At 65.2% G+C, this 12,630-nt stretch carries 13 protein-coding genes; 11 read left to right on the top strand and 2 right to left on the bottom strand.

Features of this window, described 5'->3' with window-relative positions; all coding sequences use genetic code 11:
- Positions 1–108: 108 nt before the first annotated feature.
- The 10 genes from BM118_RS13220 (at position 109) to ccoS (ending at position 9,614) form a co-directional block, all read left to right on the top strand.
- Positions 109–942, top strand: a complete 834-nt coding sequence (locus BM118_RS13220) for a universal stress protein (RefSeq protein ID WP_092185849.1) — start codon at positions 109–111, stop codon at positions 940–942.
- Positions 943–980: 38 nt separating this feature from the next.
- Positions 981–1,406: a CBS domain-containing protein gene (locus tag BM118_RS13225; protein WP_092185851.1), complete on the top strand. Its 426-nt coding sequence runs from the start codon at positions 981–983 to the stop codon at positions 1,404–1,406.
- A 307-nt stretch (positions 1,407–1,713) separates the two neighbouring features.
- The gene (gene ccoN / locus BM118_RS13230) at positions 1,714–3,363 is read left to right on the top strand and encodes a cytochrome-c oxidase, cbb3-type subunit I (RefSeq protein ID WP_092185853.1); all 1,650 of its coding nucleotides are present in this window, start codon (positions 1,714–1,716) and stop codon (positions 3,361–3,363) included.
- A gap of 12 nt (positions 3,364–3,375) precedes the next feature.
- Positions 3,376–4,110, top strand: coding sequence for a cytochrome-c oxidase, cbb3-type subunit II (gene ccoO / locus BM118_RS13235; RefSeq protein WP_092185855.1), 735 nt, complete (start codon positions 3,376–3,378; stop codon positions 4,108–4,110).
- A 13-nt stretch (positions 4,111–4,123) separates the two neighbouring features.
- Complete coding sequence (locus BM118_RS13240; RefSeq protein WP_015687703.1) at positions 4,124–4,288, top strand: CcoQ/FixQ family Cbb3-type cytochrome c oxidase assembly chaperone; 165 nt, start codon at positions 4,124–4,126, stop codon at positions 4,286–4,288.
- 6 nt (positions 4,289–4,294) lie between these two features.
- On the top strand, positions 4,295–5,167 hold the full coding sequence (ccoP, locus tag BM118_RS13245; RefSeq protein ID WP_092185857.1) for a cytochrome-c oxidase, cbb3-type subunit III: 873 nt from the start codon (positions 4,295–4,297) through the stop codon (positions 5,165–5,167).
- 111 nt (positions 5,168–5,278) lie between these two features.
- Positions 5,279–6,745 (top strand): cytochrome c oxidase accessory protein CcoG, encoded by a 1,467-nt coding sequence (gene ccoG, locus BM118_RS13250; RefSeq protein WP_092185859.1) that lies wholly within the window; start codon positions 5,279–5,281, stop codon positions 6,743–6,745.
- 15 nt (positions 6,746–6,760) lie between these two features.
- A complete protein-coding gene (locus tag BM118_RS13255; RefSeq protein ID WP_092185861.1) occupies positions 6,761–7,246 on the top strand; it encodes a FixH family protein in 486 nt (161 codons plus the stop codon).
- An 11-nt stretch (positions 7,247–7,257) separates the two neighbouring features.
- The gene (locus BM118_RS13260) at positions 7,258–9,447 is read left to right on the top strand and encodes a cation-translocating P-type ATPase (RefSeq protein WP_092185863.1); all 2,190 of its coding nucleotides are present in this window, start codon (positions 7,258–7,260) and stop codon (positions 9,445–9,447) included.
- Positions 9,447–9,614 (top strand): cbb3-type cytochrome oxidase assembly protein CcoS, encoded by a 168-nt coding sequence (gene ccoS, locus BM118_RS13265; RefSeq protein ID WP_092185865.1) that lies wholly within the window; start codon positions 9,447–9,449, stop codon positions 9,612–9,614. Before BM118_RS13260 ends, ccoS begins: the two co-directional genes overlap by 1 nt.
- On the opposite strand, the gene BM118_RS13270 is transcribed toward ccoS, so the two are convergent.
- Together BM118_RS13270 and BM118_RS13275 are read right to left on the bottom strand one after the other, a co-directional pair.
- Positions 9,611–10,813: an MFS transporter gene (locus BM118_RS13270; RefSeq protein ID WP_092185867.1), complete on the bottom strand. Its 1,203-nt coding sequence runs from the start codon at positions 10,811–10,813 to the stop codon at positions 9,611–9,613. The two genes, ccoS and BM118_RS13270, sit on opposite strands and share 4 nt — an antisense overlap.
- A gap of 170 nt (positions 10,814–10,983) precedes the next feature.
- Positions 10,984–11,466, bottom strand: coding sequence for a cupin domain-containing protein (locus BM118_RS13275; protein WP_092185869.1), 483 nt, complete (start codon positions 11,464–11,466; stop codon positions 10,984–10,986).
- A 275-nt stretch (positions 11,467–11,741) separates the two neighbouring features.
- Between BM118_RS13275 and BM118_RS13285 the strand changes: the two genes are divergently transcribed.
- Positions 11,742–12,458 (top strand): peroxiredoxin-like family protein, encoded by a 717-nt coding sequence (locus tag BM118_RS13285; protein WP_092185871.1) that lies wholly within the window; start codon positions 11,742–11,744, stop codon positions 12,456–12,458.
- Positions 12,459–12,630 lie beyond the last annotated feature (172 nt).

Raw genomic sequence — 12,630 nt, forward strand, 5'->3', positions numbered from 1 at the left:
AGTGTAATTCCGGTGGTCCGGGGTGCAGGGCGGTTTGATCTATCTCATCCTGCTTCGCGCCGGCAGCGCTAGATTCCGCCGCAGTTCATTGCCTCCCGGAGAATCCCGATGACATACGCGACCGTGATGGTCAGCCTGGCGCTCGATCAGTCCAACGAGGCGCGTCTTCAGGTCGCGGGCGAACTCGCCGAGCGATTCGAGGCAGCCATCGTCGGGGTTGCAGCGGCGCAGTTCGCACCGCCACTCTATTTCACCGACGGCGCCGAGGCCCAGAGGCTGATCGACGACGGCGAAGCGTCCGTCAAGCGGCGCTTGGCCGGTCTGGAGGCGCAATTCCGCGCCGCCACCAAGAATCGCGGCGGGCATGTGGAGTGGCGCAGCGCCATGGATTTCCCGGCGCGATTCGTCCTGGCACAGGCGCGCTGCGCCGACATCGTCGTCAGCGGCGGACAGAGCACGGTCTTCTCCGACGCTTTCGCGCTCGCAAGCCCCAAGGATCTGGTGATGCAGGTCGGTCGCCCGCTTCTCGTCGTCCCCGATGGGGCCAGCTGGCTCGACCTGCGCAGCGTGCTGGTGGCCTGGAAGGATACGCCGGAGGCGCGGCGGGCGGTGGCGGACGCGCTGCCGATGCTGCGCAAGGCGAGGGAGGTCACCATCGTGGCAATTCCGGAGCAGGACGATGACCGCTCGGTCGTGATGGCCGGCGTCACCGACGTTGCCGCCTGGCTCGCCCGTCACGGCGTCACTGCGACTGCGCGCGTCTCGGAGTCCGCGCGGAACGAAACCGCCGCCGCGCAACTGGAGAAAGTCGCCGGCGACGTCGGAGCCGGCCTCATCGTGGCGGGCGCCTACGGTCATTCGAGGTTTCGTGAGCTGATCCTGGGAGGCGTCACCCAGTCTCTGGTCACGCAATCCGCCCGTTGCGTGCTGCTGTCGCACTGACGGCCGGTCGGCCACAAGAGATTCGAGGAGGACGCGCCGTGTACAGATTTCTTGAGCAGACCGTCGACGGCTACATGACGCGCAACGTCAAGACGGTGCAGCGCGACCTCGACATGCTCGAACTCAGCGAGATGTTCGAGCGCGACGATTTCAACTCCTATCCGGTCGAGGACGACGGACAGGTGGTCGGCATCGTCACCAAGTTCGACATATTGAAATGCTTCGCCTTCACGCCGAGCCAGATGCTGCCGCGCTATCATGACCTGATGAGCCGCAAGATCGGCGACGTCATGACGCCGGAGTTCATCTATGTGAGCCCCGACACGCGGCTGACGCGCGTGCTCCAGATCATGGTCGAGCACCGTATCAGAAGCATCATCGTGCTCGACGGCGCGCAGAAGCTGGTCGGCATCATCGCCCGCGAGGACGTCATCGCGGCGCTCAAGGCGACGGCGCGCGACTGACGGGCTGCTCTGGTCGGAATTCCCGTGATTTCACGGTGAGTTTCTTTTTCTTCCCTTCTCCCCTTGTGGGAGAAGGTGGCGCGAAGCGCCGGATGAGGGGTTTTCTCCACCGAGAGACTCTCCGTGCGGAACTAACCCCTCACCCAAGTGAGTGCGCGGCACGGTCCTCGCCGCCCTCTCCCACAAGGGGAGAGGGCATTTCAACAGTCGCCTCACATTAACAGAAATCCACCTATCTTGATTTCAATCAATTCCTCGCGAGGGTGAATGTGGTTTCTGGCGCTGTGTTCTTTCAGAGAGAATCCGCATGAGCCAGCCCTCCATCTCCAAATCCATGACCATCGGTGAAAGCGGCCTGGCTGTCGTGTTCGCAGCCACCGCCTTCCTCTGCGTGATCGCCGCGGCCAAGGCGCTCGATGCACCCTTCGCCTTCCACGCCGCGCTCAGCGCGGCGGCGAGCGTGGCTGCGGTGTTCTGCATCGTCAACCGCTACTTCGAGCGCCCCGCGGCACTGCCGCCGGCGGAGATCAACGGCCGTCCCAATTACAACATGGGGCCGATCAAGTTCTCCTCCTTCATGGCGATGTTCTGGGGCATCGCCGGATTCCTCGTCGGCCTCATCATTGCCTCGCAATTGGCCTGGCCTGCGCTGAACTTCGATCTGCCCTGGATCAGTTTCGGCCGCCTGCGTCCGCTGCACACCTCCGCGGTGATCTTCGCCTTCGGCGGCAACGTGCTGATCGCGACATCCTTCTACGTCGTGCAGAAGTCCTGCCGCGTGCGCCTTGCCGGCGATCTCGCGCCCTGGTTCGTTGTGGTCGGCTACAATTTCTTCATCCTGGTCGCGGGCACCGGCTATCTGCTCGGCGTCACCCAGTCGAAGGAATATGCCGAGCCGGAATGGTACGCCGATCTCTGGCTGACCATCGTCTGGGTGGTCTATCTGCTCGTCTTCCTCGCCACCATCATCAAGCGCAAGGAACCGCACATCTTCGTCGCGAACTGGTTCTATCTGGCCTTCATCGTGACGATCGCGGTGCTGCATCTCGGCAACAACCCGGCGCTTCCCGTCTCGGTGTTCGGCTCGAAGTCCTACGTCGCCTGGGGCGGCATTCAGGATGCGATGTTCCAGTGGTGGTACGGCCATAACGCGGTCGGCTTCTTCCTGACCGCAGGCTTCCTCGCCATCATGTACTACTTCATCCCGAAGCGCGCCGAGCGGCCGATCTACTCCTACCGCCTGTCGATCATCCACTTCTGGGCGCTGATCTTCCTCTACATCTGGGCTGGTCCGCACCATCTGCACTACACGGCGCTGCCCGACTGGACGCAGACGCTCGGCATGACCTTCTCGATCATGCTGTGGATGCCCTCCTGGGGCGGCATGATCAACGGCCTGATGACGCTGTCGGGCGCCTGGGACAAGCTGCGGACCGATCCCGTGCTGCGCATGCTCGTGGTCTCCGTCGCCTTCTACGGCATGTCGACCTTCGAAGGCCCGATGATGTCGATCAAGGTGGTCAACTCGCTCAGCCACTACACTGACTGGACCATCGGCCACGTGCATTCCGGCGCGCTCGGCTGGGTCGGCTTCGTCTCCTTCGGCGCGCTCTACTGCCTGGTGCCGTGGGCCTGGAATCGCAAGGGCCTCTACAGCCTGAAGCTCGTCAACTGGCACTTCTGGGTCGCGACCCTCGGCATCGTGCTCTACATCTCGGCGATGTGGGTGTCCGGCATCCTCCAGGGCCTGATGTGGCGCGCCTACACCTCGCTCGGCTTCCTCGAATACTCCTTCATCGAGACCGTCGAGGCGATGCATCCCTTCTACATCATCCGTGCTGCCGGTGGCGGGCTGTTCCTGATCGGCGCGCTGATCATGGCCTACAATCTCTGGATGACCGTCCGCGTCGGCGAAGCGGAAGTCCAGATGCCCGTCGCTCTTCAGCCGGCGGAATGAGGAGCTCAAGCAATGTCGTTCTGGACACGTCACCAAGTCTTCGAAAAGAACTCGATCATCCTGATCGTCGGCATCCTGCTGGTGATCGCGATCGGCGGCCTCGTCGAGATCACCCCGCTCTTCTACCTCAAGAGCACGATCGAGGCGGTCGACGGCGTCAGGCCGTACACGCCGCTGGAGCTCGCGGGCCGCAACGTCTACGTCCGCGAGGGCTGCTATCTCTGCCATTCGCAGATGATCCGGCCGCTGCGCGACGAGGTCGAGCGCTACGGCCACTTTTCGCTGGCCGCCGAGAGCATGTTCGACCACCCGTTCCAGTGGGGCTCGAAGCGCACCGGTCCGGACCTCGCCCGCGTCGGCGCCAAGTATTCCGACGACTGGCACGTCACCCATCTGACCAACCCGCGCGCGATCGTGCCGCAGTCGGTTATGCCGGGCTATCCGTTCCTCAGCGCAACCGAAGTCGATCCGGACACGATCGCCGACCACATGCGCACGCTGAGGACCGTCGGCGTGCCCTACACGGACGACCAGATCGCCAACGCGGGCGCCGATTTGAAGGCCCAGGCCGATCCGGACAATGCCGGCTCCGACGCCTTCAACAAGCGCTACGCCAAGGCCGTCGTGCGCAACTTCGACGGCAAGACCGGCACGCCGACCGAGATGGACGCGCTGATCGCGTACTTGCAGATGCTCGGCACGCTGGTCGACTTCAAGATCTACAACGAGAAAGCCAATCTTCGCTGAGAAGGCATCAACGATGAAAGCCATCCTGACACTCGACAATCTCGCGTCCGGTCTCGTGACCACGATCTGGACGCCGGTGTTCGTCGCGATCTTTCTCGCGATCATCGCCTACGCATTTTGGCCCCGTAACAAGGCTGCGTTCGACGAAGCAGCGCACCTGCCGTTGCGGGAGGAGTGAGAGACCATGACCGATCATAGTGAAGTCGATACCGTCACCGGCAAGTCCACGACCGGACATGAGTGGGACGGCATCAAGGAGCTCAACACGCCGCTGCCGCGCTGGTGGGTGATCTGCTTTTACCTCACCATCGTCTGGGCGATCGGCTACTGGATCGTGTATCCGGCCTGGCCGCTGGTCGCCAGCAACACCACCGGCCTGCTCGGCTACTCCTCGCGCGCCGACGTCGCGGTCGAGCTCGCCAATCTCGAGAAGATCAGGGGCGACAAGATGGTGGCGCTGGGCGCGGCCTCGCTCGCCGACATCGAGAAGGATCCGGCCCTGCTGGCGCTTGCGCGCGCCAAGGGCAAGACCGTGTTCGGCGACAATTGCGCGCCGTGCCACGGCTCCGGCGGTGCCGGCGCCAAGGGCTTCCCGAACCTGAACGACGACGACTGGCTGTGGGGCGGCACGCTCGACCAGATCATGCAGACCATCCAGTTCGGCGCGCGTTCCGGCCATGCCAAGACGCATGAGGGCCAGATGCTCGCCTTCGGCAAGGACGGCGTGCTGAAGGGCGACGAGATCGTCACGGTCGCCAATTACGTGCGGTCGCTGTCGGGGCTGCCGACCCGGGCGGGCTACGACAAGGCCAAGGGCGAGAAGATCTTCGTCGAGAATTGCGTCGCCTGCCACGGTGACGGCGGCAAGGGCAACCAGGAAATGGGCGCGCCGAACCTGACCGACAAGATCTGGCTCTATGGCTCGGACGAGGCCGCCCTGATCGAGACCATCAGCCAGGGCCGCGCCGGCGTCATGCCGGCCTGGGAAGGGCGGCTCGATCCCGCCACCATCAAGGCGATGGCGGTCTACGTCCACTCGCTGGGCGGTGGAAAATAGCCGATCAGCAGCGAACGGGGGCGAACAAAAGTGCCCCCGTTTGAGCTGGATCAACTGACGCAGCGACGTCGGGTCTAGGTTTAATCGCACCTCCTCGAAAAGCGTTTGGCGATGAACAAGACCGTGAACCCGAAAGACCTCACATCGGAAGATGACGTCGGGCCCCTCTACGCAGCCCGCAAGAAGGTCTATCCCCAGAGCGTCTCCGGCACGTTTCGCCGGATCAAATGGGGCCTGATGGCGTTCTGCCTCGGCGTTTACTACTTCCTGCCCTTCGTGCGCTGGAACCGCGGCCTTGGCGCGCCCAGCCAGGCGGTGCTGATCGACCTTCCCAACAGCCGTTTCTATTTCTTCTTCATCGAGCTGTGGCCGCAGGAGGTCTACTACTTCACCGGCCTGCTGATCGTCGCCGCCATCGCGCTGTTCCTGATGAACTCCATCGGCGGCCGGATCTGGTGCGGCTATCTCTGTCCGCAGACCGTCTGGACCGACCTGTTCTATGCCGTCGAACGCCTGATCGAGGGCGACCGGCGCGAGCGGATGAAGAAGGACAAATCGTCCGACCCGATGAAGCTCGAGCGCATCTCCGAGATCGTGCTCAAGCATTCGATCTGGCTGCTGATCGCCTGGTGGACCGGCGGCGCCTGGGTGCTCTACTTCAACGACGCGCCGACCCTGGTGAAGGAGCTCGTCACGTTCCAGGGGCCGATGATCGCCTATGTCTGGATCGGCATCCTCACCGCGACGACCTATCTGCTCGCCGGCTACATGCGCGAGCAGGTCTGCACCTACATGTGCCCGTGGCCGCGGATCCAGGCGGCGCTCACCGATGAATGGGCGCTCAACGTCACCTACCGCTACGACCGTGGCGAGAAGCGCACCTCGGTCAAGAAGGCGGCCGAGCTGCGTGCGCTCGGCCAGCAGGTCGGCGATTGCGTCGATTGCTACCAGTGCGTCGCGGTTTGCCCGACCGGCATCGACATCCGCAACGGACCGCAGATGGAATGCATCCAGTGCGGCCTCTGCATCGACGCCTGCGACAACGTGATGACCAAGATCGGCCGGCCGAAGCGGCTGATCGGCTATGACAACGACATCAACATCCATCGCCGCCAGGAAGGCAAGGCGCCGATCTACCGGATCGTCCGGGCCCGCACCGTGGTGTACAGCGCGATCATCGCGGCCATCGGCGGCTTCATGATCTATACGCTCGCGACGCGCAGCCTGCTCGACGTCAACGTGCTGCACGACCGCAATCCGGTCGCGGTCAAGCTCAGCGACGGCTCGATCCGCAACGCCTACACGGTGCGGCTATTGAACAAGAGCGGCTACGACCGCGTCATCGCGATCGACGCGAACGGGCCGGCCAACCTGACGATTCACGTCATCGGCGTCGATTCGGTGACGCCGGATCGGCCGATGATCGTGATCCCCCGCGACTCCACCAGCGAGCTGCGCCTGCTCGTCACCGCGCCGGCGGACAGCAATCCCGAGAAGTCGATCCCGGTTCGCTTCCACGTCACCGATATCGGGCTCGGCGAGGTCGCGTCCGCCACCGACAATTTCGTCGCGCCGTAGGATCAGGAGACAGCCATGGCCACCAAGCCGCTGACCGGAACAAAAGTCTTCCTGATGCTGGTCGCCTTCTTCGGCGTCGTGATCGGCGTCAACGTGACCATGATGAAGCTCGCGATCGCGACGCTGCCAGGCACCGACGTCGACAGCCCCTATGCCGCGGGTCTCACCTATGATCGCGAGATCTCGGCGGCGCAGGACCAGGCCGCGCGCAAATGGAAGGTCAACGCCCATATCGAGCGCCGCTCCGATGGCGGCGCCGTGCTTCAGGTCGAGGCGCGCGATGCCAGCGGCCAGCCGGTGTCCGGATTGAAGTTCGGCGGCCGGCTCGAGCGGCCGACCGACAAGCGCGCCGATCTCGCCGTCGAGCTCACTGAAGCCGGCATCGGCCTTTATCGCGGCAATGCGGCCTCCGTCGCGCCGGGCCAGTGGGACCTGGTGATCGAGGGCGAGGCGCGGGGAACGCGCGTGTTCCTGTCGCGCCACCGCGTGATCCTGAACTGAAGGACTTCGTCATGCACGTCACGCGGGATTTCTCGCACTACGTCCGGAGCGCGGGCGAGGGCGTCCAGCACATCGATCTCGCGGTCGAAGGCGTTCACTGCGCCGGCTGCATGGCCAAGATCGAGCGCGGATTGTCCGCCATTCCCGACGTCACGCTGGCGCGCGTGAACCTCACTGACCGCCGCGTCGCGCTGGAATGGAAGGCGGGCACGCTCGACCCGGGCCGTTTCATCGACCGGCTCGAGGAGCTCGGCTACAAGGCCTATCCGTTCGAGACCGAGAGCGCGGAAGTGGCCGAGGTCGCCGAATCGCGCTTCCTGCTGCGCTGCCTCGGCGTCGCGGCGTTCGCCACCATGAACGTGATGATGCTGTCGATCCCGGTTTGGTCGGGCAACGTCTCGGACATGCTGCCCGAGCAGCGCGACTTCTTCCACTGGCTGTCGGCGCTGATCGCGCTGCCGGCGGCGGCCTATGCCGGCCAGCCGTTCTTCCGCTCCGCCTGGCGCGCGCTGTCGAACAAGACCACCAACATGGACGTTCCGATCTCGATCGGCGTGATCCTCGCGCTCGGCATGTCCGTGGTCGAAACCATTCATCACGCCGAGCACGCCTATTTCGACGCGGCGATCATGCTGCTGACGTTCCTGCTGGTCGGCCGCGTCCTCGACCAGAACATGCGGCGACGGACGCGTGCGGTCGCCGGCAATCTCGCCGCGCTGAAGGCGGAGACGGCGGCCAAGTTCGTCGGGCCCGACGAGATTTCACAAGTGCCTGTCGCCGCGATCAATCCCGGCGACATCGTGCTGCTGCGGCCCGGCGAGCGCTGTGCTGTCGACGGCACCGTGATCGAGGGACGTTCCGAGATCGACCAGAGCCTGATCACCGGCGAGACGCTCTATGTCACGGCGGAGCAGGGCACGCCGGTCTATGCCGGCTCCATGAACATCTCCGGCACGCTGCGGGTGCGTGTTTCGGCGGCCTCGGAGGCGACGCTGCTCGCCGAGATCACGCGGCTGCTGGACAACGCGCTCCAGGCGCGCTCGCGCTACATGCGGCTCGCCGACCGCGCCTCGCGGCTCTATGCGCCGGTGGTGCATGCGACCGCGCTCATCACCATTTTGGGCTGGGTCATCGCCGGCGCGTCCTGGCACGATGCGATCGTGACCGGCGTTGCGGTGCTGATCATCACCTGTCCTTGCGCGCTCGGGCTTGCGATTCCGACGGTGCAGACGGTGGCCTCGGGTGCGATGTTCAAGTCCGGCGTGCTGCTCAATTCGGGCGATGCGATCGAGCGGCTGGCGGAAGCCGACCACGTCATCTTCGACAAGACCGGTACGCTGACGCTGCCCGATCTCGAAGTGATGAACGCGGCCGACATCCCCGCCGACATCTTCGAACTGGCTGGCCGGCTCGCGCTATCGAGCCATCATCCGGTCGCCGCCGCGGTCGCGCAGGCCGCCGGCGCCAGGTCGCCGATCGTCGGTGCGGTCGAGGAGGCCGGGCAGGGCGTGCGGGCAGACGCCGACGGCGTCGAGATTCGCCTTGGCCGTCCGTCCTTCTGCGGCGCCGAGGCGCTGGTCGGCGGCGCCACGCTCGATCCTGAAGCGTCGGTCGTGGCTTTCAGCAAGGGAGCCGAAAAGTTCATCCTCTCGGTGCGCCAGGGCCTGCGTCCGGACGCTCAGGCCGTGATCGCGGCGCTGAAGGCGCGGGGCATCGGCATCGAGATCCTCTCCGGTGACCGCGAGCCGGCGGTGAAGGCCGCCGCCCACGCGCTTTCCATTCCCGAATGGCGCGCCGGCGTCACGCCGGCCGACAAGATCGCACGGATCGAGGAATTGAAGCGGCGCGGTGCAAGAGTGCTGATGGTCGGCGACGGCATGAACGATGCGCCCTCGCTGGCGGCGGCCCATGTCTCGATGTCGCCGATCTCGGCCGCGCATCTCAGCCAGGCCACCGCCGATCTCGTCTTCCTCGGCCGGCCGCTGGCCCCCGTCGTCGCCGCGATCGATTCCGCGCGCAAGGCGCTGCACCTGATGCGGCAGAACCTCTGGCTTGCCATCGGCTATAACGTCCTCGCGGTGCCGGTCGCGATCAGCGGCGTCGTGACGCCCCTGATCGCCGCTGCCGCCATGAGCGGATCGTCGATCCTGGTCATGCTGAATTCGCTGCGCGCGCGCAGCGCCTCGCGGGAGATCGTGTGATGGAAATCCTGGTCATCCTGGTCCCGCTGGCGCTGGCGCTCGGAGGCGCCGGTCTCGTCGCCTTCCTGTGGTCGCTCCGAAGCGGCCAGTACGACGATCTCGACGGAGCGGCGTGGCGCGCGATCGCCGACGACGAGCCGCCGCAGGAAGCCCCGGCCAAGCGCTAGCGCTTCAGGGCGAATGTGAGCCTGGCTGCGGCCGCGAGGGCCACGCCGACACCGGCGACGCAGGCGTGCCAGCCGAAGCTGTCGAACAGCCGCCCGAGCACGGCCGTGCCGACGAGCCCGCCAAAGAAGTAACAGGCAAGATAGGTCCCGCTGGCGACGCCGCGGTTGTCGGTGGCGGCCTGCCCGACGAAACCGGTCGCGGCCGCCTGCGCGAAGAATGTTCCGACTCCAACCAGGACCATGCCGATGAGCACTTCGCCCAGATGCGGCGCCAGCATCAGCGGCAGGCCCAGTCCGGCGACCGCGAGCGAGCCCCATATCGTCGGCCGCGTCCCCAGCCGCGAGGCCACCCTGCCGGCGAGCAACGTCGTGACGACCGACGGCAGGAAGACGAAATAGACGAGGCCCAGATCCATCATGCCGAGCGACAGCGGCGGCCGGACCAGCACGAAATTGACGAAAGTGAAGGTGCCGATGAAGGCGAACAGGATGCAGAAGCCGATGCCGTAGGCTGCACGCAGCCGCGGATTGCGCCAATGCGCGATCATGGCCGCCAGCGGCGGGCCCGCCGGCGTCATGGCATGCATCGGCTGCACGCGCCTGACGGTGAAATAGACCAGCGCCGCGCCGGCCAGGTTCAGGGTGGCGAAGAAATAGAAATTCCAGGCGAGACCAAGGCCGTCGGCGATCGCCGCCGAGATCAGCCGGCCGACGAGATTGCTGGCGACGTTGCCGGTGATGTAGGCGGCAAACGCGCCGCCGGCGTCCATCGCGCTGCATTGTTCGCCGAGATAGGCGAGGGTGAGCGCGAAGGCGGATGCCATGCACAGGCCTTGCGCGATCCGCAAGGCGGTGAAGACCGCAAGATTTGGTGCGGTCGCCAGCAGGACCGTGGGGACCGCCAGCAGCGTGAGGCTGAGCAGGATGCCGGTCCGCCGGTTGATGTGCGGGCTGAAGAAGCCGACGAGGAGGCTAGCTGTCGCCATGCCGAAGGTGCTGGCGTTGACGGCAAAGCCCATCGCCGCCGGCGTGACGCCGTAATGGCGCGTCAGCGAGGGCAGGATCGCCTGCGTCGCGAAGAGATCGACGACGGTCAGGAAGGCGGTGAGGCCGATGACGAGCGAACGAAGCGCAAGGCCCGGGGAATGCTCATCCATCGTCATCGCGGCCGGCTCGATGGGAGCGGAGAGGTCGGTCATTGGAATGGCATCTCTCGGACGACGGTTGTCATTCCGGGCTGGTGCGGACGGGACCGCACAATGCGGCCCGGAGCACCAGACCCGGAATCTCGAGGTTCCCAGGTGCGCAATTGCGCATCATAGTTCGATGCTACGCATCGCCCCGGAACGACGGCCTGTTCAAGCGCCCGTTACATGTGATGATCATTGGGGTCCCTGCGGACGTCGCCGACATAGAGAATGACCGTCTCCTTGCCGAGGTTCTTCCACCAGTGCGAGGTGCCTGATACCTCGGGGCGGATGTCGCCGGCCTTGTGCACGATCGGATCGGCGCAGTTGGAGGCGTATTCGACGATCTCGCCCTGCTGCACGAAGATCAGGGCAGGGCGATCGTCGTGGCTGTGCCAGGGCACGATGCCGCCGGGCTCGATGGTGAGCTTGCGGAAACGCAGCTCGCGACCCTCGATATGCGCCGGCTGCTTGCCGAGGTCGATGGCGCCGAGCGTGATGTCGGTGACGCCGACCGGCTTGGTGTCCACCATCTGACGCGCATTCGGCTTGATCTTGTCGGCCGGGCACTCGCCCGCAAAGGCCGGCTGCGCCGCAAAGGTCAGCATGCCGAGAACGGCAAGGCCGGGCCGGACCAGGCGCGACAATATGTGATGCCTAGACATGGGGAAGTCTCCTCTGTTGGCCGCAACCTCGCTGGTCTCCGGCTATGGCAGGAGCTTCGTCGAGAGCGAGCCCGTTCTGAAATGCCGTTTCGCTTTCGGTGCGATAGCCCCGCGCTATGTTGATGCGCGGCGGCTATCGAACCGATTGGGCATCGGCATTTCCGCTTTCGGGAGATCCGGCGTCCGATGGTGGGGCGCCCGATTGGCGACGGCCGCCCCTTGCGGGCGGCCGGACCAGGAACCTAATATTCGTCCTTCGAACGCCGGAGCGGAAGATGACGTCTCTCTCACCAGCTGACGCCGAGCAGCTCAGGCTTGCCTTCCAGCGCTGCCGCGAGATGGAGGGAAAGCTGAACGAGCAGCTCCTCGCGTATGCCGACGCAAGCCGCCGGGTGTTTCCGGCCTATGGTGAGGCGGTCGATCGCCTGGTGGCGCGATTGAACGGGAACGGCGGCGGCGAGAGCGCACCGCGTCCGGGCGATGCGATGCCGCCATTCATGCTGCCTGACGAGGGCGGGCGTCTCGTGGCGCTGCCCGCGCTGCTGGCGCAAGGCCCCGTCGCGGTGATGTTCTTCCGCGGACACTGGTGTCCCTATTGCCGGCTCAATGTCCGCGCCGTGGTCCAGGCGCAGGACCGCGTCGAGGCGATGGGCGCGCAGATCGTTGCGATCATGCCGGAGACGCAGGAATACACCCGGCAGCTCAGGGCTGATTCCGGTGCGCCATTTCCGATCCTGACCGATCTCGACAATGGCTATGCGCTGTCGCTCAATCTCGCGATCTGGCTCGGCGCCGAGATCCAGCGCCTGTTGTCCTATCAGGACATGACGAAATTCCACGGCAATGACGGCTGGATGCTGCCGATCCCGGCGGTGTTCGTGGTCGGCCGCGACGGCATCGTCAAGGCTCGCTTCGTCGATCCCGATTTCCGCAAGCGCATGGAAATCGACGATCTGCTCGAAGCGTTGGAGAGCGCGAGCCGGGAGAAGTGAGGCTGCGCACTTTTCTCACCCTCTCCCCTTGTGGGAGAGGGTGGCTCGCCGCGTAGCGGCGAGACGGGTGAGGGGTCTCTCTCCGCGCGCGAATCTTTTGCGTCGAGTGCGCGGATAGAACCCCTCATCCGGCGCCATAGCCGAAGCTTCGCTTCGGCGTTCCTAAGAACGG

It is taken from the genome of Bradyrhizobium sp. cf659 (assembly GCF_900113725.1).
GTDB lineage: Bacteria > Pseudomonadota > Alphaproteobacteria > Rhizobiales > Xanthobacteraceae > Bradyrhizobium.

Excerpts from the sequence above, each read along its gene's own strand:
- BM118_RS13220 (WP_092185849.1), top strand. The coding sequence starts at position 109 with ATGACATACGCGACCGTGATGGTCAGCCTGGCGCTCGATCAGTCCAAC.
- ccoN (WP_092185853.1), top strand. The coding sequence starts at position 1,714 with ATGAGCCAGCCCTCCATCTCCAAATCCATGACCATCGGTGAAAGCGGC.
- ccoO (WP_092185855.1), top strand. The coding sequence starts at position 3,376 with ATGTCGTTCTGGACACGTCACCAAGTCTTCGAAAAGAACTCGATCATC.
- BM118_RS13240 (WP_015687703.1), top strand. The coding sequence starts at position 4,124 with ATGAAAGCCATCCTGACACTCGACAATCTCGCGTCCGGTCTCGTGACC.
- ccoP (WP_092185857.1), top strand. The coding sequence starts at position 4,295 with ATGACCGATCATAGTGAAGTCGATACCGTCACCGGCAAGTCCACGACC.
- ccoG (WP_092185859.1), top strand. The coding sequence starts at position 5,279 with ATGAACAAGACCGTGAACCCGAAAGACCTCACATCGGAAGATGACGTC.
- BM118_RS13255 (WP_092185861.1), top strand. The coding sequence starts at position 6,761 with ATGGCCACCAAGCCGCTGACCGGAACAAAAGTCTTCCTGATGCTGGTC.
- BM118_RS13260 (WP_092185863.1), top strand. The coding sequence starts at position 7,258 with ATGCACGTCACGCGGGATTTCTCGCACTACGTCCGGAGCGCGGGCGAG.
- ccoS (WP_092185865.1), top strand. The coding sequence starts at position 9,447 with ATGGAAATCCTGGTCATCCTGGTCCCGCTGGCGCTGGCGCTCGGAGGC.
- BM118_RS13270 (WP_092185867.1), bottom strand. The coding sequence starts at position 10,813 with ATGACCGACCTCTCCGCTCCCATCGAGCCGGCCGCGATGACGATGGAT.
- BM118_RS13275 (WP_092185869.1), bottom strand. The coding sequence starts at position 11,466 with ATGTCTAGGCATCACATATTGTCGCGCCTGGTCCGGCCCGGCCTTGCC.
- BM118_RS13285 (WP_092185871.1), top strand. The coding sequence starts at position 11,742 with ATGACGTCTCTCTCACCAGCTGACGCCGAGCAGCTCAGGCTTGCCTTC.